This is a genomic window from Paracoccus tegillarcae (assembly GCF_002847305.1).
In the GTDB taxonomy this organism is placed as follows: domain Bacteria; phylum Pseudomonadota; class Alphaproteobacteria; order Rhodobacterales; family Rhodobacteraceae; genus Paracoccus; species Paracoccus tegillarcae.
Genome location: NZ_CP025408.1, coordinates 44,625 through 65,866, shown reverse-complemented (window position 1 = coordinate 65,866; position 21,242 = coordinate 44,625). Strand labels below are relative to the sequence as shown.

The following is a 21,242-nucleotide window of genomic DNA, read 5'->3' as shown; positions in this document are numbered from 1 at the left end:
CTCACTGCTGATGTCCGAACAGATCACCCTTTCCGGCGCCCCCGAGGGCCATGATGCCGCCCTGATCGCCCGCGAATTGACGCGCGGCACGCCTGTCATCCACATCGCACGCGACGACCGACGGATGGCGGCGATGCGCGAGGCGCTGGCCTTTCACGCGCCCGGCGCGGTTGCGGTAGACTTCCCGGCCTGGGATACGACGCCCTATGACCGCATCTCGCCTGCGGGCGGCGTGCAGGCCGCAAGGATGGCCACGCTGGCGGCGCTGGCGCAGGGGGCGATCAAGGGACCGTTCGTGCTGCTGACAACGCTGAACGCGGTGCTGCAACGCCTGCCGCAACGCGATCTTTTGAAAAGCGCCAGCTTTAGCGCCCGTGTGGGCGACCGCATCGACGAAGAGGCCCTGCGCGGGTTTCTGGTGCGCATGGGCTTTGTGCAATCGCCCACCGTAACGGAACCCGGAGATTACGCCATTCGCGGCGGCATCATCGATATTTTCTCACCGGGTGCGACCGGACCGGTGCGGCTGGATTTGTTCGGCGATGTGCTGGACGGTGCGCGCCGGTTCGATCCGGTCAGCCAGCGCACGACCGAGACGCTCAAGCGGGTCGAACTGGCGCCCATGTCCGAGGTCATTCTGGACGATGCGGCGATCACCCGGTTTCGCCAGAACTACCGCCATGCCTATGGTGGCGGCACCAATGATCCGCTGTATGAGGCCGTCAGTGCCGGGCGCAAGCAGGCTGGTGTGGAACACTGGCTGCCCTGGTTCCACGACAAGATGGAAAGCATCTTCGACTATCTGCCGGGCGCTTCGGTGATGCTGGACGATCAGATCAGCCAGGTCGAGGATGCACGGCGCGGCATGATCGCGGAACAGTATCAGGCCCGCCGCGACGCGCTGGCCGCCAAGGGGCGTGCCGATACCGTTTACCGCCCGGTACCGCCCGATGAGATGTTTCCCGCGCGCGACGAATGGCTGCGCTGGCTGGCCGCGCATCGGGTGATCCAGTTGCGCGTGCTGCCCGCCCCGCCGGGGCCGGGGGTTCTGGACGGCGGCGGGCGCATCGGGCGGAACTTTGCACCCGAACGTCAGGCCGACGGCATCAATCTGTTCGCCGCCCTGGCCGATCACCTGCGCAGCCTGCGCAAGAACGGGCGCGTCGTTATCGCCAGCTTTTCTGATGGTGCGCGCGAACGTCTGGCAGGCCTGATCGCGGATGAGGGGATCGAGGGCGCCAGGGACATCGCCGACCTGCGCGATCTGCCCGATCAACCCGGCGCAATCGGGCTGGCGGTCTGGCCGCTGGAACAAGGCTATGTCGCGCCGGGACTGGCCGTTATTTCGGAACAGGATGTATTGGGCGACCGGCTGATCCGGGGCGCCAGAAAACGCCGCCGGGCCGAGGATTTTCTGAAGGACACCACCAGCCTGACGCCCGGCGATCTGGTCGTACATGTCGAACATGGGATCGGGCGTTATACCGGGCTGGAAACGATTACCGCCAACAAGGTGCCGCATGATTGCGTGGCGCTGGAATATGCGGGCGGGGATCGGCTGTTTCTGCCGGTCGAGAATATCGAACTGCTGACCCGCTATGGCCACGAAGAAGGCCTGCTGGACAAGCTGGGCGGCGGCGCGTGGCAGGCCCGCAAGGCGCGGCTGAAAGAACGCATCAAGCTGATCGCCGACAAGCTGATGCGCATCGCTGCCGAACGTCTGCTGCGTCCGGCGCCGGTGCTGGAACCCGATCATCACGATTGGGAGGCCTTTTCGGCCCGCTTCCCCTATAGCGAAACCGACGATCAGGCGACGGCGATCGAGGACGTGGCCGGCGATCTGGCCATCGGTCGCCCGATGGACCGGCTGGTCGTGGGCGATGTGGGCTTTGGCAAGACCGAGGTTGCCATGCGCGCGGCCTTTATCGCGGCCAGTCAGGGCCAGCAGGTCGCCGTCATCGCGCCGACCACGCTGCTGGCGCGACAGCACCACAAGACATTCGCCGAGCGTTTTCGCGGCACACCCATCACCGTGCGTCCGCTGTCGCGGTTCGTGGCTGCCAAGGATGCTGCGGCAACGCGCGCGGGGCTTGCCGATGGCAGCGTCGATATCGTCGTGGGCACCCATGCGGTGCTGGCCAAGGCAGTGCGCTTCAAGCAGCTTGGTCTGCTGATCGTGGACGAGGAGCAGCATTTCGGCGTCGCCCACAAGGAACGGCTCAAGGATATGCGCAGCGATATCCACGTACTGACCCTGACCGCCACCCCGATCCCGCGCACCTTGCAGATGTCGCTGACCGGGGTGCGCGATCTGTCGATCATTGGCACGCCACCCATCGACCGCCTGGCGATCCGCACCTATGTCAGCGAATTCGACAGCGTCACCATCCGCGAGGCGCTGCTGCGCGAGAAATATCGCGGCGGGCAGTCGTTCTTTGTGGTGCCGCGGATCTCGGACCTGCCCGATGTCGAGCATTGGCTGACCGAGAACGTACCCGAGGTCAGGTATCTGGTCGCCCATGGCCAGATGGCGGCGGGCGATCTGGATAGCCGGATGAACGATTTCTATGATGGCGGCCATGACGTGCTGGTCGCGACCTCCATCGTTGAATCGGGCCTCGATATTCCGACGGCGAATACCATGGTCGTCTGGCGCTCGGATATGTTCGGGCTGGCGCAGCTATACCAGATCCGGGGTCGTGTGGGGCGCTCCAAGACGCGCGCCTATTGCTACCTGACCACCAAACCGCGCGCGCCGCTGACGCCTCAGGCGATGCGGCGGTTGAAATTTCTGGGCTCCATCGACAGCCTTGGCGCAGGCTTCAATCTGGCCTCGCAGGATATGGATCTGCGCGGCGCCGGCAATCTGCTGGGCGAGGAACAGTCGGGTCATATCAAAGAGGTCGGCTTTGAACTGTATCAGGCGATGCTGGAGGAAACGATCGCCAAGCTGAAGTCGGGCGAGATCGAGGGCACGCCCGAGGATGAATGGGCGCCGCAGCTGAACCTTGGCGTGCCGGTTACCATTCCGGAAAGTTATATCCCCGATCTGGACGTGCGGCTCGGCCTGTATCGCCGTCTGGCCGAACTGACCACAAAGGTCGAGCTGGAGGGCTTTGCCGCCGAGTTGATCGACCGTTTCGGCAAGCTGCCGCGAGAGGTTTCGACCCTGATGAACGTGATCCGTATCAAGGCGCGGGCGAAACAGGCCAATATCTCGCGGCTCGATGCCGGGCCGCGCGGGGCGACGGTTCAGTTCCACGGCGACAAATATCCCAACCCCGCCGGTCTGGTCGAATTCCTGACCGAACAGCGCGGGCAAGCCAAGGTCGACGGCAACAAGATCATCATCCGCCGCGACTGGACCAGCGACGCCGACCGGATCAAGGGCGCCTACGGCATCGCGCGCGATCTGGCGGCCAAGGCCAAGGTAACTATACAGACGTAGGGCTAATGGTTCGCCGGGTCGTGCCGGCGGCTATACGGGACATTTCTGCCGTCGCATCCACCTGTTAACCTGCCTTGAGAGGGCCAGGCCAGGATACGAGAGCAAAGATGTTGATCGACAAAGATCGGCAGACAGAAGCAGGGGGCCCGGCACAAGAGTTGGCCGATTTGATTGACGCGTCGAAAAATGCGCCGCCTGAGGACTATCTGTCGTTTCTGACGTGTAGCAATGGTGGCCAAGGCGGGCTGTCAGTCCAGCCGCTGTGGCTGTTTCTGCATGCTGCAGCATGCGTGGCAGGCGAGGTGCGGCCGCCGAAATTGTCTGGTGTGACATATCCAATTCTGATCTACGGGTTCCTCTTTTCGGCATGAAAAACACTCTCCTTCATCAAGTGAAAAGTGCCCATCAAACCGGGGGAACTCCAGGTCGACTGCATGACATGGCCGAACATGGACGGCATGTCGGAATTCAAGGCCCTGCCAGAAGAGATCGTGTTGCCTGAGCTGTCTCAAGCAAGCGAGCTAAAGCGCTTAGCCCCGGACATTTTGACCGAGACGTTAGAGTTGGCGGCTTTCTGAAATTGGCGGCGCATTGAGAAAGGCGATCGTCCTTTGCTGCTTGTGTCTTGTTGCGCGTGAGTAATGATCGCCCGGTAGCCTGACGGTCAGCCGGGCGCCTCGGACAGACACGCAGCTTGGCAAGCAAAGAAAAAGGCCGCCCCGAGGGACGGCCTTTCCAAATAGCGGCAAAGAACCGGATCAGTTCTTTGCGTAGAATTCGACGACCAGGTTCGGTTCCATCTGCACGGCGTAAGGCACATCGCCCAGGGCCGGAGTGCGCACGAAGGTTGCGGTCATCTTGTTGTGGTCGGCTTCGACATAGTCGGGCACGTCACGCTCGGGCAGGCCGACGGCTTCCAGCACGATGGCCAACTGGCGCGAACGCTCGCGAACCGAAACGACATCGCCTTCCTTGACGCGGTAGGACGCGATGTTCACTTTCTTGCCGTTCACTTCGACATGGCCGTGGTTCACGAACTGGCGTGCAGCAAAGATGGTCGGCACGAACTTGGCGCGGTAGACGACGGCGTCCAGACGACGCTCCAGCAGACCAACCAGATTTTCACCGGTGTCGCCCTTGACGCGTTCTGCCTCTGCATAGATCCGGCGGAACTGTTTCTCGGTCAGGTCGCCGTAATAGCCCTTGAGCTTTTGCTTGGCGCGCAGCTGGGTGCCGAAATCCGACAGCTTCTGCTTGCGACGCTGGCCGTGCTGGCCGGGGCCATATTCGCGGCGGTTCACCGGGGATTTGGCGCGGCCCCAGATGTTTTCGCCCATGCGGCGGTCGATTTTGTACTTGGCAGACGTGCGTTTGGTCACGGCTGTTCTCCTTCTCTAGATTGTCGAAGGGCGTTGTCCTTTGGCCGAAGCCCGACAGGCATCCCCTTGCGAGGGCCACCAACACCAATGAAGGCTGCGCTTATAGAGGTGATTCAGGTGGTGTCAAGGCGCTGCGGTGCAGCACTAGCCTTTGTTTTCGCCGCGCAATGCCGGCAGTTCCGCCAGCGCATCGGCCCAGGCACCGGTCAGCGCCGGATCTGGCGCGAATTCGGCGGCGATATCGGGCTGCGACAGCACCTCATCGCCCGCGCCTGTGGCGGCCATCAGCCCCAGGCGTGCCGCCCCGAAGGCCCCGCCCGATTCCGCGCCTGCAGGCCGCAATACAGGCACACCGGTTGCCTGCGCCAGCATTGACAGCCACAGATCTGACCGCGCGCCACCGCCCATGGCGATCAGCGCATCGGACCCGCCGCCGGCATTCTTCAGCGCGGCCATGTTTTCGGCCAGCGCCAGCGAAACGCCCTCCAGCACTGCGCGGGTCAGGTCGTCGCGGCCATGGGATACGGACATGCCTGCGAACTGCGCGCGGATCGCGGTGTCGTTCAGCGGCGTCCGCTCGCCCGACAGATAAGGCAGAAAGCGCACCTTGCCGGGGGTCGCCACAGGCCCAAGACCGCCCAGAAGGTCGCCTGCCGACTGCCCCAGAATCTGCGCCCACCAGTCCAGACAGGCTGCCGCAGACAGCATCACGCCCATCTGGTGCCAGCGATCGGGCAGGGCGTGGCAAAAGGCATGAACGGCGGTTTCGGGCGCGGGTAAGAACCGGTCGGTTGCCGCAAAGATCACGCCAGAGGTGCCAAGCGACACAAAGCCCATGCCCGGCCCGGCGATCCCGGCGGCAATGGCGGTCGCTGCGTTGTCGCCGGCGCCGCCTGCAACCGGAATGCCTGCAGGCAGGCCCAGTTCCGCGGCCAGATCAGCACGTAGTTGGCCCGAAACCTGACTGCCCTCGACCAGAGTGGGCATTTGAGCCCGGCTCATGCCTGTGGCGGCCAGCAGTTCGTCGGACCAATCACGGTGCGCGGGATCGAACCATGCCGTCCCCGAGGCATCCGACATTTCGCCCACAGCCTCGCCCGTCAGCCACAGCCGCAGGTAATCCTTTGGCAACAGCACGCGGGCGGTGCGGTCGAAGAGGTCAGGTTCGTGCTTGGCCATCCAGACCAGTTTTGGTGCGGTGAAGCCCGCAAAGACGATATTCCCGGTCACCCTGCGGAACTGCGGATCGGCGTCCAGCGCGGCGGCCTCGGCATGGGCGCGACCGTCATTCCACAGGATCGCGGGGCGCAGCACCTGCTCGGCACTGTCGATGCAAACCGCGCCATGCATCTGACCGGACAGACCAATGCCGGCAACACGGCTTAGCGGCTGGTTCAGCGCCGCGATGGCCGTGCGGCAGGCCGCAATCCAGTCTGCCGGGGCCTGTTCGGACCAGCCGGGATTTGGATTGCTGACGGAAAGCGGGGCGTGACCGGTCGCGATCACGGTCTGATCGTCGTCGATCAGAACCGCCTTTACGCCCGAAGTGCCAAGATCAAGACCTAGAAACATGCGGCCGACTATCCGCGATTCGTCAGCCAGATGCCAGAGCCCCGGGCGCGCCGTCGGGCAAGAAGACATGCGACAGGGGCAGGGCTGCCGCCCCGAGCGTTCGTGCCGCGCGGCCGAGCGTGCCGGGCAGGATCGGCGGCGCCTCCAGCCCGGCCAGGGGCAGGTGTGTCATCGCCTCTTGCGTGGCGGCGATCAACAGGTCTCGCGTGGCTCTGGGCACAGCGCCGTCGATCAGCACCGCCCTCAGATCGGCCAGCGCCAACGCGCTGGTTGCCGCCCATGCCAGCGCCTCGCCTGATTGGCGTGCCCAGTCCGCCTCGATCTCGGGCGGCACGGTCCAGCCGGCGTTGTCGGGCGGCAAGGTATGGCCGATCATGGTCTCTAGCCGGGACACCGAGGCATGATCCAGCACCTGCCCGCCCTGCCGCGCCGGCATCGAGCCAATGGCGCCGGCATTGCGGCGCGGCCCAAGGCGCAGCCGCCCATCCAGTACCATCCCGCCACCGGCGAAATGCGCGACGTAGATATAGAGAAAATCAGCCGGCAACTCGCTGCGGCCAAAGACCAGTTCCGCCGCACACGCGCAGTTGCCGTCGTTTTCCAGCCAGACCGGAAAGAGCAGGCCATCTGCCATCTCGGCGCGCAGATCGCGGTTCCGCCAGCCGGCCATTTCGCAGCCCCAATCCCACAACTGAAAGGGCGTCGCGATGCCCAGCCCGGCAATGCGCCCTGCCTGTTCGGGCGGCAGGTTGTCGATGATCGCTGCGATGGCACTGCGGGCGAAACGCAGCAGCCGGTCGGGCTCCGGGTGGTCATACACCTCTTGTCGGTGCATCCGGATCGTGCCGGTGAAATCGACCAGGGCCAGTTCGGCCATGCGCCTGCCCACCTTGAGGCCAAGGAAAAGCGCGCCGTCCGGGGCCAGCGAAAGCGGGGTCGAAGGCTGACCGACCTTGCCCCGGACAACCTCTCCCTGCGCGATCAATCCGGCATCAATCAATTGTCTGGATATATTCGTCGCACTTTGCGCGGACAGGCCCGTTGCAGCAGCGATTTCTGCGCGCGATTTCGGGCCGTCACGGCGCAGGATTGCCATAAAGAGCCTCTCGTTATTGCTGATTTCCGCTGCTTCGCCCGCTGTTGTTCGCATCACAAATCCTCCTGCCCATATAAATCAACAAAATTGATTTATTGACAAGAGGATTTCTGATGTGGTTGAGTTTGGTCAACGCGGAGGACGATTCCCGCGCTTGGGTGGAGGAGAAAACATGACCCCGAAAACGATATTCAGCGCCGTTCTGGCGGTTTCGTCGCTTGCGCTTGGCGCAGGTGGCGCACTGGCGCAGGACATGACCAGTGCCTGCCTGATCACCAAAACCGATACCAACCCCTTCTTCGTGAAGATGAAAGAGGGTGCCACTGCCAAGGCAGAGGAACTGGGGATCGAGCTGAAATCCTATGCCGGGCGGATCGACGGGGATCACGAAGGACAGGTCGCGGCTGTCGAGGCCTGCATCGCAGACGGGGCCAAGGGCATCTTGATCACCGCCTCGGACACCAAGGCGATTGTCGATGCGCTGCAGCCCGCGCGGGATGCCGGCATCCTGGTGATAGCGCTGGATACGCCGCTTGACCCGATCGATGCGGCGGACGCGACCTTTGCCACCGATAACTTTGCCGCTGGTGAACTGATCGGCAAATGGGCAGCCGCGACCATGGGTGACGCTGCCGCCGATGCCAGGATCGCAATGCTGGACCTGGCCATCAGCCAGCCTTCGGTCGGCGTGCTGCGCGATCAGGGTTTTCTACAGGGATTTGGCGTCGAGTTGGGTGATCCCGCCCGGTGGGGCGACGAGGAAGATCCGCGTATAGTGGGCCATGAGGTCACCGCGGGCAACGAAGAGGGCGGCTTGACCGCGATGGAGGCGTTGCTGGCCAAGGATCCGGACATCAACGTCGTCTACACCATCAACGAGCCCGCCGCTGCAGGCGCCTATGAGGCGCTGAAAGCGGTCGGTCGCGAGGCGGACACGCTGATCGTTTCGGTCGATGGCGGCTGCCCCGGCGTGCAGAACGTGCAGGACGGGATCATCGGTGCGACCAGCCAGCAATATCCGCTGTTGATGGCCTCGCTCGGGGTAAAGGCAATCGCGGCCTTCGCTGCTGATGGCACGATGCCCGCCGCGACCGAGGGCAAGGATTTCACCGATACCGGCGTGGCGCTGGTCACCGACAAACCCGTCGACGGTGTCGAATCCATCGATACCGCCGAGGGTATGGACAAATGCTGGGGCTGACCCCCGGTCTCACCTGAATTGCTAAAGGGCGGCTGGATCGGTCGCCCTTTTCCCCAATGTCATGGTCGAAGGAGGCGAGACATGGCGAACGAGCCGAAATCGGCATCGGGTTATGAAGAGGGCCTGAAAGGCGCTTCGGAAACCGTGGCCAGCTTTGACGAAAGCGGCCGGATGCTGAAGAAAATCCATCACTGGCTGCACCAGACGCCATCGGCTGTGCCGATGATCGTGCTGATCGTGGCCGTCATCATCTTTGCGCTGCTTTCGGACAATTTCTTCCGCGCCACGACCATTTCGACCATCATGCAGCAAATCGCCATCGTCGGCATCATCGGCTGTGCCCAGTCCCTTGTTATCCTGACGGCAGGGATTGACCTGTCGGTGGGGGCCATCGCGGTGTTTTCCTCGGTGCTGATGGGGCAGTTTACCTTTCGCTATGGCATTCCCGCGCCGGCGGCGATCGCGCTTGGCCTTGCTTGCGGTGCCGCGATGGGTGCGATCAACGGCTTTCTGATCGCGCGCCTGAAGCTGCCGCCCTTTATCGTCACATTGGGAACCTGGCAGATCTTTCTTGCGGCGAATTTCATCTTTTCGGCCAATGAAACCATCCGCTCGCGCGAGATCGGCGAACAGGCACCGGCGCTGCAGTTCTGGGGAAACTCGATCGAACCCGGCGGGGTCAAGGTGCTGTATGCGGTCTTTCTGATGATCGCGCTGGTCGCGCTGATGGCCTATGTGCTGCGACAGACCGCATGGGGCCGCCATATCTATGCCCTGGGCGATGATGCCGAGGCCGCGCAGCTGTCGGGTGTACGAACCACGCGCATGTTGATCCAGGTCTATACCCTGGCGGGGCTGTTCTGCGCCATCGCGGGTTGGGTCATGATCGGGCGCTTTGGCTCGGTCTCGCCCACCGCCTCGACGGGCCAACTGGGCAATATCCAGTCGATCACCGCTGTGGTGATCGGGGGGATCTCATTGTTCGGCGGCCGCGGCAGTATTGTTGGCATGTTCTTCGGCGCAATGATCGTCGGGGTCTTTGAAATGGGTCTGCGGCTGGTCGGGACCGATCCGCAATGGACGTTCTTCCTGATCGGCGTGCTGATCATCTTTGCCGTCGCCGTGGACCAGTGGATCAGAAAGGTGTCGTCATGACCGAACCCATTCTATTCGCGCGCAATCTCGTCAAGCGCTACGGCAAGGTGACGGCGCTGGATCACTGCGACTTCGACCTGATGCCGGGCGAGATCCTGGCCGTCATCGGCGATAACGGTGCGGGCAAATCGTCGCTGATCAAGGCGCTGTCCGGCGCGGTGCAGCCCGAAGAGGGCGAGATCACCCTTGAGGGGCAGCGCGTGCGCTTTGACAACCCGCTGGAGGCGCGGGCGCATGGCATCGAATGTGTCTATCAGACACTGGCCATGTCACCGGCTTTGTCGATTGCCGATAACATGTTCATGGGCCGGGAATTGCGCAAACCCGGCATCATGGGCAGTGTCTTTCGTCAGCTTGACCGCCCGAGGATGGAGGCTTTCGCGCGTGAAAAGCTGAACGAGCTGGGCCTGATGACCATCCAGAACATCAATCAGGCGGTCGAGACCCTGTCGGGCGGTCAGCGTCAGGGTGTCGCGGTGGCGCGGGCTGCGGCCTTTGGATCGAAAGTGGTGATCCTGGACGAGCCCACGGCAGCACTTGGCGTCAAGGAAAGCCGCAAGGTGCTGGAACTGATCCGCGACGTTCGCGAACGCGGTGTGCCGATCATCCTGATCAGCCACAATATGCCGCATGTGTTCGAGGTCGCCGACCGTATCCATATTCACCGGCTTGGCCGTCGCCTCGCGGTGATCCGGCCGGATGAGTACTCGATGTCGGATGCCGTGGCCTTCATGACCGGCGCCAAGCTGCCCGAAGAGGCCGCGGCCTAGCCCGAACCACTGGCGGGGGCGTTGCCCCCGTCCTTCGGACTCCCCCAGGATATTTTGATGAAGAAGAAGGGCGGGCCTCAGTCTTCAAGCTTGCCCATCAAAAACCAGGCAAGGCCCGAGCAGATCAGTGTGGCGACGATCATCGGCAATGCCGTACCGTTATAGAGCGACGCAACCGGGCCCGCGATGAGCGTGGCAAGGATCGTCGAGACGGCGGCAATTATCGAGGCGGCCATGCCGGCGATATGGCCCATATGCTGCAAGGCGAGGGCGTTGAGGTTGCCAAAGGTGACGCCTGCCATGAAGAAGACGCTGACCGCCCAGAAGAAGAAGGCCGGGAATTCCAGCGCCGAGGGCAGCGCGTTGGTGAGGAACAGGGCCAGCATCACCGCTGAGACGCAGGTCTGCATGATATAGGCCCATTTGGCGATGCGGCGCATGCCCAGCTTGACCACGAAGATCGCGTTCAGCACGGTTCCGCTGCCAGATAAGAGGGCCATCCCCGCAAACCAGATCGGAAAGCTGTCGCCAAGGCCATAGGCCTCTCCGAACAGTTGCTGGGCGCTGCTGAGCAGCGCGAACATCTGCCCGAAGCCAAGTGTCAGGATGATCGTTGCAAGCATGACCTGGCGGTTGGACAGCACTTCGCGTGCCGCGTTGATCAGCGTATGTGTTTGCAGCGGACGGCGGCGCTGCGGCGGCAGCGTCTCGGCCTGGCGCAGGTTCAGCCAAAGCGTGCCAATCAGCGCAAAGACCAGAAAGGCGCCGAAAACACCGTGCCAGCCAGCAACCCAGATGATCACCTGCCCAAGCGAGGGCGCCAGTGCCGGCACGATGATAAAGATCATCATCACGAAACTGGTGATCCGCGCCATCTCGCGCCCATCGTAGAGATCGCGCACCAAAGCCAATGCGACGATGCGCGGGCCGGATGCACCAAGACCTTGAACAAAGCGGGCGAGCAGCAGGAATTCCAGCGAATTGGCGAACATGGCGGCGATTGCCGCGACCGCGTAGATGGCGAAGCCGATCGTGATCGCCGGTTTGCGCCCGATCGCGTCCGAAATCGGCCCGGCAAACAGCGTTCCCACCCCCATGCCTGCGATAAAGGAGGTCAGGATCAACTGCGCCCGGTTTACATTATCAGGGGTCAGCGCCTGCGCGATGTCGGGCAGTGCAGGCAGCATCGCATCAATGGAAAAGGCGATGGTGGCGAACAGAAAAGCCAGCATCGTGATGAATTCTGGCAGCGGCAGCCGTTTGACGGGCTGCAGGTCTGACATGCTGTCTTGGGGTGCGTCCATGGCAATTGCCCTTCGGATTACCCCCGGCAATTAGCGCCTATTTGCACAGCGTGCAAGTGCGGGATCGTCAGTTCTCGATCCCGGCGGGCTGGGACAGTTCGTCGATCACCTGCTGCCACAGCTTGGCCGGTTGTGCGCCGCTGACGGCGTGGCTGTCGGCGATGATGAAGGTCGGAACCGCGCTGACGCCGCGCTCGCGTGCGTGCATTTCGCGCGAGGCAACGGTGTCAAGATCGGCATCGCTGGCCAGCAGGCGCGCGACCATGTCTGCATCCATACCGGCCTTGTCTGCGATCTGGGTCAGCGTTGCCGCATCGCCGATATCGCGGCTTTCCTGCCAGTGGGCGCGCAGTAGGCCGGACATGACGCGGGTCTGCGCGGCCTCGATCCCCGCCCAATGCATCAGCCGATGCGCATCCGTCGTGTCGGGCTGGCGCGCGACAGGCGCCAGCTGCAAGCCCAGCTGTGCGGCGCGTTCGGCCACAGGCGTCATCACCTCTTCGGCGCGGTCACCGAATTTGGCGCGCAGGTAATCTCCGCGATCCATGCCCTCGCGCGGGAATTGCGGGTTCAGCCGAAACGGGTGCCACGCCAGCCGGAAATCATGATCAGGCCGCGATTCCAATGCGCGGTCCAGTTCAGCCTTGCCGATCAGGCACCAGGGGCAGACGGGATCTGCAAAGATATCAAGGTTTACGGGGTCGCTCATCATATCGGGCCTTGCTGTGGGCGTCGCGCAGGGCGCGGCGGTTGATCTTGCCCGTCGGGGTGCGGGGCAGCGCGTCCATATGTATATAGGCGCGCGGTTGTTTATAGCGGGCCAGCCCGAGCTCGGCCAGTGCGCGCAGGTCAGCCTCTGTCACGGTGCCGGTCCAAAAGGCCGCGATGAAGCTGCTGCCGGTGCCGGTTGCGACTTCAGCCACCGCCAGATCGCCGGCCTGCGGATGGCTGGCCAGATGTTCTTCGATCTCGGGCGGTGCCACGCGAAATCCGCCGGCATTCATGATGTCATCGGCGCGGCCCAGCATGGTGATGGCGCCGTTTGGGGTCATCTGCGCCTGATCGCCGGTGATGAACCAGTCCCTCAGAAAGCGTGCGCGTGTTTCCCCGGGCTGGTCCAGATAGCCAAGGAACAGGCCGGGATCGTCGCCGCGCACGGCCAGCAATCCCGGCTGCCCCACAGGCTGCGGCGTGCCGTCATCTGCCAGCACCGCGACATGGCGGCCGGGCTGGGGATAGCCGGCGCTGCCATCGGGTGCCGGCCGCGCTGGACTGCCCGAGATAAAGGTCGACAGTTCGGACGCGCCCATCGCCTCGTGCAGATCGGTGCCGGTGCGTTGGCGCCAGGCAGTGCGCAGGGCCGGGTCCAGCCGTTCGCCCGCGCTCAGCCCGTGGCGCAGGCCAGCTGGTGTCGCCCAATCCGCGCGCAGCATCCGGCGAAAGATACCCGGCGCGCCGGCCATAATCGTCGCGCCGTGTCGGGCGGCCAGCAGCGGCAGTTGTTCGATTGCGACGCCGTCGGCGGGGATCAGCGCGGTTGCCCCTAGTGTCCACGGGTCCATCAGCCCGGTGCCCAGTGTAAACGTCCAGTTGAAAGCGCCCGCATGCATCAAGCGGTCACTTGCGCGCAGCCCGTACCACCCCTCGAACATCAGTCGACGCGCCAGGATCGCACGATGCGCGTGCATGACCGCGCGCGGACTGCCCGAAGATCCCGATGTGTAGATGATATAGGCCAGCCGGTCGGGCGCGCCGAGCGCGTAATCGGCGGGCGGCAGATCGGCGAAACTGGTCAGTTGCGCCTCGGTCAGGACCGGGGCGTGATGATCGGGCAGGGCAATGCCGTCGCCTGCGATCACCATGGCGGGGGACAGCTCTGCGGCAAGCTTGGTCACTTCGCGGGCCGTCAGCATGGCAGAGGTCGGAACGGGAACGATCCCCGCCGCGATTGCGCCCAGATAGGCCACCGGAAAGGCCGGTCGATTGCCAAGCCGCAGCAGCACCCGATCACTAGGGCGCAAGCCCGCCCGCAATAACCCGGTCGCTGTGCCCCGGACCGCCGCAATCAGCCGGGCATAGGACCAGCGTTCGGCACGCGAGGGCCCGACCACCGACAGGGCCAACTTGTCGGGCGAGGACGCGCCGGCGCTGAGGACATGTTGGGCAAGGTTCATTTCATCCATGTTGAACGATCCAAGGCGCGATAATCAGGACAGCCGCGACATTGGCAAAGAAAAACGGCCCGCGCAAACGGGCCGCACATCTGGCACCTCGCAAATGAGCGGGCGTCAGAGAAGTTGCAGATCGCTGGCCGAGCTGCGGCCGTCGCGTCCTGCTTGCAGCTCATAGCTGACCTTCTGGTTGTCCTGCAGGCCTTTGAGGCCGGCGCGCTCGACCGCTGAGATATGGACGAAAATGTCGTTGCCGCCATCATCGGGGGCAATGAAGCCAAATCCCTTGGTCGTGTTGAACCATTTAACAGTGCCGGTAGCCATTACCGTGCCCTCCTTCCAATATTCCCGCTGCGAGATTGCCGCGGGTCGTGCAGCCAGTCTTTCAGTCGTCCGGCTGCCCACTGAGACGGGAGGCGGTAGGGTAGAAAGTTGCTCACGCAATCAAAAGATGAACGAATCGTGATAAAACGCAAGCAGGAAACCCGCCGCAGTATGCCCTGCGGCGTGAAGATTTCATGACATCGGCACTTTTCAGCGCAGATCGGGCGGAGTTGCCTCTTGGGCAAGCTGTGCCGTAGCTTCATCTAATGCGAGCGTCTGGCTGCCCTGACTATCAAGCCGGCGCATCGAGACAGTGCGATTGTCGACCTCTTTCATTCCGATTGCAAGAATTACCGGGACCTTGGCTACGGAATGCTCGCGCACCTTGTAGTTGATTTTCTCGTTCCGCGTATCAGCCTCGGCCCGGATCCCTGCTGCTTGCAGGCCGCGAACGACCTCGTGCACATAGTCGTCTGCATCTGACACGATCGCGGCGACGACCACCTGTCGCGGGGCCAGCCACAAGGGCAGTTTGCCGGCGAAACTTTCGATCAGGATGCCGATGAAGCGTTCGAACGATCCCAGTGTCGCGCGGTGCAGCATCACCGGGCGGTGCTTGGCGCCGTCTTCGCCAATATAAGAGGCGTCCAGCCGCTCGGGCAGAACGAAATCAACCTGATGCGTGCCGCACTGCCAATCGCGGCCGATGGCGTCGGTCAGCACGAATTCCAGTTTCGGGCCGTAGAACGCGCCCTCGCCGGGGTTGATTTCGGGCTCGATGCCCGAGGCGCGTGTCGCTGACAACAGGGCAGCCTCGGCCTTGTCCCAGATCTCATCGGAACCGGCGCGCGTCTCGGGGCGCGTTGCGAACTTGACCCGGAATTCTTCGAAGCCCAGGTCGCGATAGACGCTGGAGAGGAAGTCGATATAGCGGATCGTCTCGGACTCGATCTGATCTTCGGTGCAAAAGATATGCGCGTCATCCTGCGTAAAGCCGCGAACCCGCATGATGCCGTGTAGCGCGCCGGATGGTTCATAGCGGTTGCATGATCCGAACTCGGCCATGCGCAGCGGCAGGTCGCGATAGGATTTCAGACCGACATTGAAGATCTGCACATGACAGGGGCAGTTCATCGGCTTCAGCGCGTTGATCGTCTTGGTCTTGGCATGCTCCTCGTCCACTTCGACGATGAACATGTGGTCCTGATAGTTCTCCCAGTGACCGCTGTCTTCCCACAGCTTGCGGCTGACGACCTGCGGTGTGTTCACTTCGATATAGCCGCCTGCGCGCTGGCGGCGGCGCATGTAATCCTGCAACGCGACATAGATGTTCCAGCCATTCGCGTGCCAGAAGATCTGCCCCGGCGCCTCTTCCTGCATGTGGAACAGGTCCATTTCGCGGCCCAGCTTGCGGTGGTCGCGTTTGGCGGCCTCTTCCAGCATGTGCATATGCGCCTTGAGGTCGTCGCGGTTCCTGAAGGCGACGCCGTAGATCCGCTGCAGCATCGGGCGCGTGCTGTCGCCCAGCCAATAGGCGCCGGCCAGATGCGTCAGCTTGAACGCATCGGCGGGCAACTGCCCCGTGTGCTGCAAATGCGGGCCGCGGCACAGATCCTGCCAGTCGCCATGCCAGTACATCCGCAGATCCTCGTCGCCCGGGATGCGGTCGATCAACTCGACCTTGAACGGCTCGCCGCGCTCTTTGTAATAGGCGATGGCGCGGTCGCGGTCCCAGACCTCGGTGCGGACCGGATCACGGGCGGCGATGATCTGTTTCATCTCGGCCTCGATGGCGCCAAGATCCTCGGGCGTGAATGGCTCGGCGCGGTCGAAATCGTAAAACCAGCCATAGTCTCGCACCGGGCCGATGGTGACCTTTGTGTCGGGCCAGAGTTTCTGCACGGCACGTGCCATGACATGGGCAAAATCGTGGCGGATCAGTTCCAGCGCGGGGCCGTCATCCTTCATCGTGTTGATGGCGATGCTGCCGCTGTTGTTGATCGGCCAGCCAAGGTCGATATGCTGACCGTCCAGCGCGGCGGAAATCGCGCGCTTGGCAAGGCTGGGGGCGATGCTTTCTGCGACCTCGGCTGCCGTCACGCCGGCGGGATAATCGCGCGCATTGCCATCGGGAAAGGTCAAGGAAATCTGGGACATGGCTGTCCTCCTCGTCAGTTTGGCGCCCACGGAACGCCCGATTGCGGGTTATGTCAGCGGTGCTTTTGCGCCTGTGCTTGGGTGAAGTCAACCGATGCAATCGACTAAAGCGGCGGGCGCGTTGGCTGGCACAGGTGCTGGCTTTGACGCGCCGTCCCAATGCAGTTATCGACGTAGGACTGTTAGGGAGGATTGGCGGTGATGGACTTTCTGGAGACAAAGCAGGGGCGCCGCATCGCCTATGAACGGGTGCCGGGCAAGGGGCCCGGGATTGTCTTTCTGGGCGGATTCAAATCGGACATGGCGGGCACCAAGGCATTGTTCCTGCGCGATTGGGCCAAGGAACAGGGCAGGGCCTTTTTGCGCTTTGACTATTCCGGGCACGGCCAAAGCAGCGGTGATTTCGAAGCGGGCAGTATCGGTGACTGGTTCAACGACGCGACGCAGGCCATCAGCGCACTAACCGATGGTCCACAGGTGCTGGTTGGCTCGTCCATGGGCGGCTGGATCAGCCTGTTGGTGGCGCGCGACATGCCTGAGCGGCTGGCGGGTTTGGTCACCATCGCCGCCGCCCCAGATTTCACAGAGGACGGTTATTGGGCCGGTTTCACGCAGGCGCAGCGCGACACGGTGATGGGCGATGGCCGGATAGAACTGCCCAGTGAATACAGCGACGAACCCTATGTCATAACCCGCCGTCTGATCGAGGATGGGCGGGGCAATCTTGTCTTGCGCGACAGCTTGCCGCTGCCCTTTCCGACGCGCTTCCTGCAAGGCACCGCTGATGAAGACGTGCCGATGAACTGGGCGTTGCGGCTGCTGGAGCACGCGACGGGCAATGACCTGAGGCTGACCTTGGTCAAGGGGGCAGATCACCGCTTTTCCTCGCCCGAATGTCTGGCGCTGACGGTCAGGGCGGTGACCGAGGTGCTGGGTGATGCCTGAGGGCCTGCGCTGATGCGGGTTCTGCCGGCGATCCTGCTGCTTTCGGTGATAGCGGCGCTGGTTGTCTGGCTGTTTGCGCCGCGTGAAGAGGCGCGTCTGTTGCCGGTGCGGATCGATGATTTGCCAGAGGATCTTGACGCCTGGCTGACCACCCGCGAGGCCGGGATTGCGCCCGATCTGGCGGCCCGGATCGACTGGGCGGGGCAGGCGGGGCAACAGACCGATCTGGCGATCGTTTATCTGCACGGTTTCTCTGCCTCGCCGGCCGAGTTGCGGCCCGTGCCAGAGCAGCTGGCCACGGCCTTTGGCGCCAATCTGTATGTGGCGCGGCTGACGGGGCATGGTCTGGGCGGGCAAGCGATGGCGCAGGCCAGCGTCGCGGACTGGTGGCGCGACACGTCCGAGGCGGTCGCCATTGGTCAAAGGCTGGGCAAGCGGCTGATCGTTATCGGAACCTCGACCGGTGCAACGCTTGCGGCAGAGGCGGCGCGTGATCCGGTGCTGGGGCGGGGGATCGACGCTGTTGCGATGATCTCGCCCAATTTCGGGCTGCAGAATCCTGCGGCGGGGATGTTGCGCTGGCCTTTGGCGCGCTGGTGGGTGCCGTTGATCGCGGGTCGGACCCGCTGCTTTGAGCCCTTGAACGCAGAGCATCAGGCAGCCTGGACCACCTGCTATCCCACGGTGGCGACCCTGCCAATGGCGGCTTTGGTCGGCCATTCGGTCAAGGGGCATTATGCGCAGGCCCGGCAACCCGCGCTGTTCATCTGGGCCGAGACCGATACCGTCATCGACCCCGCCGCCGCCCGCACCGTATCCGGCGGCTGGGGCGGCCCGGTATCGGTGGAGACGGTCCAGCCCGGACCCGATGATGACCCGTCACATCACGTCATTGCGGGCGAAATCCTGTCGCCGGGCCTGACGCCCGATGTGATCAGGATCATCGGTGACTGGATCGGCCAGACCGTCCGGTAAAACCCAAAGCGTCAGAATGTCAGGCTGCCATGGTCGCCAAGATCGGGCTTTTCGCCGGAAACCTTTGATTTGGCGATCTGGTACAGGAAGGACATTGACCCGCCGGTCACCCAATATTCGGCGCTTTCCATGTCAAAGCGCACCAGTTGGATATCAGGATCCTTCAGGCCGTCTTCGAACCAGCTGGAAGCAATGGCGTTCCACAGCTCTTCCAGCTTGGCGTCGTCGTCGGACAGAGACAGCCGGCCGCGAATGCAGGCATATAGCCCCTCGCCACCGTCGCTGACCATATGCAGACCAGCCTGTGGTCCATTGCCAAGCGATTGAACCAGATCAGTGCCGCGCGCGGATATAAACCACAGCGCAGATGCATCGGGGTCCGGGTAATGCGACATCGGCATAAAGCGCTGATCATCGCTCAGGCCCAGCATGCCCGCGTTGATGTCGCCCAGCTTGTTCCAGAATGTCTCGCGTTCGTCAGCCATCTGTTGGTCCTTTCGGCAAGCCGCATCGTGATCGTGCGGTATTGGGCACAAACGCAAATCGGGGCGGGAAAGGTTCCCGCCCCGATCAGGACTTTGGCTAAGAGGCGCGTCTGTACCGGTATCAGACGGCCATTTTCCCGGTATCTTTCGGGCCAGTTTTGGCACCGTTGGGCTCTCCGCTATCGACTGGCGCGGGGCCAGACCGACGGCGTCGTTGGGTGCTGCCCATGTTTTCATCAATGAAATCAAGAACCAGAGGCCGAATATTCAGGCGCCAGCTTTTGCCGGCAAAGATGCCGTAGTGTCCGGCATCGGGTTCCAGATGCTGGGTCTTTTTCGCATCGGGCACACCGGTGCACAAATCCAGCGCCGCAACGCATTGGCCAGGTGCCGAGATATCGTCATCCCCGCCCTCGACCGTCATGATTGCCACATCCGAGATATTGCCAATATCGACTGCCTTGCCGTCGACGGTAAAGGCGTTCTGGGCGATCTCGAGCTTCTTGAAGATACGCTCTACCGTGGACAGGTAGAATTCGGCGGTCATGTCCATGACGGCGAGATATTCGTCATAAAAGCGGTTGTGCCGGTCGCTTTCGCTGCCCGTACCCTGCGCATCCGCCAGAACCTTGTCGGCGAACGCCTTGGCGTGAGTTTCGGCGTTCATGGCGATGAACGAGCTGAGCTGCGCAAGGCCCGGATAGACCATCCGCCCGGCACCAGCATATTTGAAGCCGACCGACTGGATCGCCAGATGTTCCAGCTGTCCCATTGTCATGCGGTTGCCGAAATCCGTCACCTCGGTCGCTGCCGCGTCAGGATCGACGGGACCGCCGATCAGGGTCAGCGTGCGGGGCTGCGACTTGGGATCTTCGGCGGCCAGAATCGCGGTCGCGGCCAATGCCAGCGGCGCTGGTTGGCAAATCGCGATCACATTGGTGTCCGGGCCCAGATGGCGCATGAAATCGACCAGATAGCGGGTGTAATCCTCGATATCGAACTTGCCCTTGCTGACCGGAATGTCGCGGGCATTGTGCCAATCGGTGACATAGACGTCGCAATCGGGCAAAAGCGATGTCACTGTTGAGCGCAGCAGGGTTGCGTAATGCCCCGACATGGGTGCGACCAGCATGACCTTGCGCGACATTGGATTGCGGCGGGCGACGCGAAAGCGAACCAGATCGCCGAAATCCTTTTCCAGCTCAGGTTCGACATAGACGATGTGGTCCTGCCCGTCCTCGCCGGCGATCGGCGGGATTTCCCAATCCGGCTTGACCACCATGCGTGAAAAACTTCGTTCGACGACGCTGCCCCAGGCACTGAGCACCCGGAACATCGGGTTCGGCACCATCGCAAAGGCCGGGTAAGAGGAAAAGGCACGGGTTGTCGCGCCGATCCATTCATTGGTATTCCGAATCGTTTCCATCGCGTCGTAGGAGACGATTCCCTTTATACCCCTTGCTGCCACAGCGGTCCCTTTCTTCGCCGCAGAGCGGAATTTGCTGGGGTTTCGCGGCGAGCCTGCGAATGAAACCCGCCTTTACGGCCCCTGCGCTCTGCGCATATGATCGTGGTTATAGTTAGGGGGGAGTTTCGCTTATGGCAAGCAAGGCTGACGGTTCCAAAGGTAATGCGTCGCGGCGGCGCGGCACGAATGCGACATCCGAAAAGCCTTTGGAGGGTAAGGCAAAACAGTCTGAAACGGCCGAAAAACCCACAAAACGCCGCAGTGCGGCAAAGGCTGCTGGCACCGAGGCGAAAGCCACGGAAGCAAAGACCGCGACCGCCGCAAAGGGCAGCGCGGATGCGAAAGCGACCAGGCCCAAAAGCCGAAGCACAGCAAAACCGACATCTTCGCGAACATCAGCCAGAAAGCCTGCGGCAAAATCACCGGCCAAAGCGGCTGCGGCCAAGCCCACAACGCAAAAACCGGCTGCGAAATCTACTGCCAAGGCTTCAACCAAGGCTGCGGCCAAGACCAGGGCCCCTTCCAAAACGGCCGCAAAACAACCTGCGGCGAAAAAATCCTCCGGCACATCCGCACGCAAACCTGCCGCCAAGCCCGCGGCGCCGACCAAGCCCGAAGCACCGATCGCAGATGTCGCCTCGACCCGCGCCAGCGACAGCGCGGCGACGCCCGCATCCTCGCCGCAGGCCAAAGCCCCGAAGCCCGACAGCGGCAGCAAGACCCAGCAGAATCAGGGTGCTGACGCAATCGAGGCCGCTTTCGCAGGACTGCTGCCGAGCGGATCGGGTATGG

The 21,242-nt window shown here is 62.9% G+C and carries 19 protein-coding genes; 8 read left to right on the top strand and 11 right to left on the bottom strand.

The window, feature by feature from the left end; genetic code table 11:
• Positions 1 to 10 precede the first annotated feature (10 nt).
• From mfd to CUV01_RS00325, 3 genes are all read left to right on the top strand, one after another.
• Positions 11 to 3,448 (top strand): transcription-repair coupling factor, encoded by a 3,438-nt coding sequence (mfd, locus tag CUV01_RS00335; protein ID WP_101458731.1) that lies wholly within the window; start codon positions 11 to 13, stop codon positions 3,446 to 3,448.
• 107 nt (positions 3,449 to 3,555) lie between these two features.
• Positions 3,556 to 3,819, top strand: a complete 264-nt coding sequence (locus CUV01_RS00330) for a hypothetical protein (protein ID WP_101458730.1) — start codon at positions 3,556 to 3,558, stop codon at positions 3,817 to 3,819.
• Between the two features lie 63 nt (positions 3,820 to 3,882).
• Positions 3,883 to 4,026 (top strand): hypothetical protein, encoded by a 144-nt coding sequence (locus CUV01_RS00325; protein ID WP_198731855.1) that lies wholly within the window; start codon positions 3,883 to 3,885, stop codon positions 4,024 to 4,026.
• A 180-nt stretch (positions 4,027 to 4,206) separates the two neighbouring features.
• Here the strand turns inward: CUV01_RS00325 and rpsD are convergent, their stop codons facing one another.
• The 3 genes from rpsD to CUV01_RS00310 form a co-directional block, all read right to left on the bottom strand.
• Positions 4,207 to 4,827 (bottom strand): 30S ribosomal protein S4, encoded by a 621-nt coding sequence (gene rpsD / locus CUV01_RS00320; protein ID WP_101458729.1) that lies wholly within the window; start codon positions 4,825 to 4,827, stop codon positions 4,207 to 4,209.
• Between the two features lie 144 nt (positions 4,828 to 4,971).
• Positions 4,972 to 6,399, bottom strand: a complete 1,428-nt coding sequence (xylB, locus tag CUV01_RS00315) for a xylulokinase (RefSeq protein ID WP_101458728.1) — start codon at positions 6,397 to 6,399, stop codon at positions 4,972 to 4,974.
• A 22-nt stretch (positions 6,400 to 6,421) separates the two neighbouring features.
• Positions 6,422 to 7,549, bottom strand: coding sequence for an ROK family transcriptional regulator (locus CUV01_RS00310; RefSeq protein WP_101458727.1), 1,128 nt, complete (start codon positions 7,547 to 7,549; stop codon positions 6,422 to 6,424).
• A gap of 118 nt (positions 7,550 to 7,667) precedes the next feature.
• Between CUV01_RS00310 and CUV01_RS00305 the strand changes: the two genes are divergently transcribed.
• The 3 genes from CUV01_RS00305 (at position 7,668) to CUV01_RS00295 (ending at position 10,621) form a co-directional block, all read left to right on the top strand.
• The gene (locus CUV01_RS00305) at positions 7,668 to 8,696 is read left to right on the top strand and encodes a sugar ABC transporter substrate-binding protein (RefSeq protein WP_101458726.1); all 1,029 of its coding nucleotides are present in this window, start codon (positions 7,668 to 7,670) and stop codon (positions 8,694 to 8,696) included.
• 81 nt (positions 8,697 to 8,777) lie between these two features.
• On the top strand, positions 8,778 to 9,851 hold the full coding sequence (locus tag CUV01_RS00300) for an ABC transporter permease (RefSeq protein ID WP_101458725.1): 1,074 nt from the start codon (positions 8,778 to 8,780) through the stop codon (positions 9,849 to 9,851).
• Positions 9,848 to 10,621, top strand: coding sequence for an ATP-binding cassette domain-containing protein (locus tag CUV01_RS00295; protein ID WP_101458724.1), 774 nt, complete (start codon positions 9,848 to 9,850; stop codon positions 10,619 to 10,621). Before CUV01_RS00300 ends, CUV01_RS00295 begins: the two co-directional genes overlap by 4 nt.
• Before the next feature lie 77 nt (positions 10,622 to 10,698).
• Here CUV01_RS00295 and CUV01_RS00290 read toward each other — a convergent pair whose 3' ends face one another.
• The 5 genes from CUV01_RS00290 to thrS form a co-directional block, all read right to left on the bottom strand.
• Positions 10,699 to 11,925, bottom strand: coding sequence for a multidrug effflux MFS transporter (locus tag CUV01_RS00290; RefSeq protein ID WP_232962362.1), 1,227 nt, complete (start codon positions 11,923 to 11,925; stop codon positions 10,699 to 10,701).
• Positions 11,926 to 11,992: 67 nt separating this feature from the next.
• Entirely contained in the window at positions 11,993 to 12,634 is a 642-nt protein-coding gene (locus CUV01_RS00285; protein ID WP_101458723.1) for a DsbA family oxidoreductase, read from the bottom strand.
• Positions 12,612 to 14,099: a class I adenylate-forming enzyme family protein gene (locus CUV01_RS00280; protein ID WP_101461747.1), complete on the bottom strand. Its 1,488-nt coding sequence runs from the start codon at positions 14,097 to 14,099 to the stop codon at positions 12,612 to 12,614. Before CUV01_RS00280 ends, CUV01_RS00285 begins: the two co-directional genes overlap by 23 nt.
• A 114-nt stretch (positions 14,100 to 14,213) precedes the next feature.
• Positions 14,214 to 14,420 carry a cold-shock protein gene (locus tag CUV01_RS00275; RefSeq protein ID WP_101458722.1) on the bottom strand — a complete coding sequence of 69 codons (207 nt, stop codon included), beginning with the start codon at positions 14,418 to 14,420 and terminating at the stop codon, positions 14,214 to 14,216.
• A 210-nt stretch (positions 14,421 to 14,630) separates the two neighbouring features.
• Positions 14,631 to 16,577: a threonine--tRNA ligase gene (gene thrS, locus CUV01_RS00270; RefSeq protein WP_101458721.1), complete on the bottom strand. Its 1,947-nt coding sequence runs from the start codon at positions 16,575 to 16,577 to the stop codon at positions 14,631 to 14,633.
• Positions 16,578 to 16,778: 201 nt separating this feature from the next.
• Between thrS and CUV01_RS00265 the strand changes: the two genes are divergently transcribed.
• Both CUV01_RS00265 and CUV01_RS00260 read left to right on the top strand, forming a co-directional pair.
• A complete protein-coding gene (locus CUV01_RS00265) occupies positions 16,779 to 17,522 on the top strand; it encodes an alpha/beta hydrolase (protein ID WP_101458720.1) in 744 nt (247 codons plus the stop codon).
• A gap of 12 nt (positions 17,523 to 17,534) precedes the next feature.
• Positions 17,535 to 18,497 carry an alpha/beta hydrolase gene (locus CUV01_RS00260; RefSeq protein WP_101458719.1) on the top strand — a complete coding sequence of 321 codons (963 nt, stop codon included), beginning with the start codon at positions 17,535 to 17,537 and terminating at the stop codon, positions 18,495 to 18,497.
• Between the two features lie 11 nt (positions 18,498 to 18,508).
• On the opposite strand, the gene CUV01_RS00255 is transcribed toward CUV01_RS00260, so the two are convergent.
• The 3 genes from CUV01_RS00255 to CUV01_RS19975 all read right to left on the bottom strand — a co-directional run bounded on the left by CUV01_RS00255 (position 18,509) and on the right by CUV01_RS19975 (position 21,168).
• A complete protein-coding gene (locus CUV01_RS00255) occupies positions 18,509 to 18,982 on the bottom strand; it encodes a pyridoxamine 5'-phosphate oxidase family protein (RefSeq protein ID WP_101458718.1) in 474 nt (157 codons plus the stop codon).
• Between the two features lie 121 nt (positions 18,983 to 19,103).
• Positions 19,104 to 20,408: a polyhydroxyalkanoate depolymerase gene (gene phaZ, locus CUV01_RS00250; RefSeq protein WP_422385856.1), complete on the bottom strand. Its 1,305-nt coding sequence runs from the start codon at positions 20,406 to 20,408 to the stop codon at positions 19,104 to 19,106.
• A gap of 154 nt (positions 20,409 to 20,562) precedes the next feature.
• Positions 20,563 to 21,168 carry a hypothetical protein gene (locus CUV01_RS19975; RefSeq protein WP_232962360.1) on the bottom strand — a complete coding sequence of 202 codons (606 nt, stop codon included), beginning with the start codon at positions 21,166 to 21,168 and terminating at the stop codon, positions 20,563 to 20,565.
• Positions 21,169 to 21,242: the final 74 nt, after the last annotated feature.

Bases quoted from the DNA above. Each gene is read 5' to 3' on its own strand.
- mfd (WP_101458731.1), top strand. From the start codon at position 11: ATGTCCGAACAGATCACCCTTTCCGGCGCCCCCGAGGGCCATGATGCC.
- CUV01_RS00330 (WP_101458730.1), top strand. From the start codon at position 3,556: ATGTTGATCGACAAAGATCGGCAGACAGAAGCAGGGGGCCCGGCACAA.
- CUV01_RS00325 (WP_198731855.1), top strand. From the start codon at position 3,883: ATGACATGGCCGAACATGGACGGCATGTCGGAATTCAAGGCCCTGCCA.
- xylB (WP_101458728.1), bottom strand. From the start codon at position 6,399: ATGTTTCTAGGTCTTGATCTTGGCACTTCGGGCGTAAAGGCGGTTCTG.
- CUV01_RS00310 (WP_101458727.1), bottom strand. From the start codon at position 7,549: ATGCGAACAACAGCGGGCGAAGCAGCGGAAATCAGCAATAACGAGAGG.
- CUV01_RS00305 (WP_101458726.1), top strand. From the start codon at position 7,668: ATGACCCCGAAAACGATATTCAGCGCCGTTCTGGCGGTTTCGTCGCTT.
- CUV01_RS00300 (WP_101458725.1), top strand. From the start codon at position 8,778: ATGGCGAACGAGCCGAAATCGGCATCGGGTTATGAAGAGGGCCTGAAA.
- CUV01_RS00295 (WP_101458724.1), top strand. From the start codon at position 9,848: ATGACCGAACCCATTCTATTCGCGCGCAATCTCGTCAAGCGCTACGGC.
- CUV01_RS00290 (WP_232962362.1), bottom strand. From the start codon at position 11,925: ATGGACGCACCCCAAGACAGCATGTCAGACCTGCAGCCCGTCAAACGG.
- CUV01_RS00285 (WP_101458723.1), bottom strand. From the start codon at position 12,634: ATGAGCGACCCCGTAAACCTTGATATCTTTGCAGATCCCGTCTGCCCC.
- CUV01_RS00280 (WP_101461747.1), bottom strand. From the start codon at position 14,099: ATGAACCTTGCCCAACATGTCCTCAGCGCCGGCGCGTCCTCGCCCGAC.
- CUV01_RS00275 (WP_101458722.1), bottom strand. From the start codon at position 14,420: ATGGCTACCGGCACTGTTAAATGGTTCAACACGACCAAGGGATTTGGC.
- thrS (WP_101458721.1), bottom strand. From the start codon at position 16,577: ATGTCCCAGATTTCCTTGACCTTTCCCGATGGCAATGCGCGCGATTAT.
- CUV01_RS00265 (WP_101458720.1), top strand. From the start codon at position 16,779: ATGGACTTTCTGGAGACAAAGCAGGGGCGCCGCATCGCCTATGAACGG.
- CUV01_RS00260 (WP_101458719.1), top strand. From the start codon at position 17,535: ATGCGGGTTCTGCCGGCGATCCTGCTGCTTTCGGTGATAGCGGCGCTG.
- CUV01_RS00255 (WP_101458718.1), bottom strand. From the start codon at position 18,982: ATGGCTGACGAACGCGAGACATTCTGGAACAAGCTGGGCGACATCAAC.
- phaZ (WP_422385856.1), bottom strand. From the start codon at position 20,408: ATGGAAACGATTCGGAATACCAATGAATGGATCGGCGCGACAACCCGT.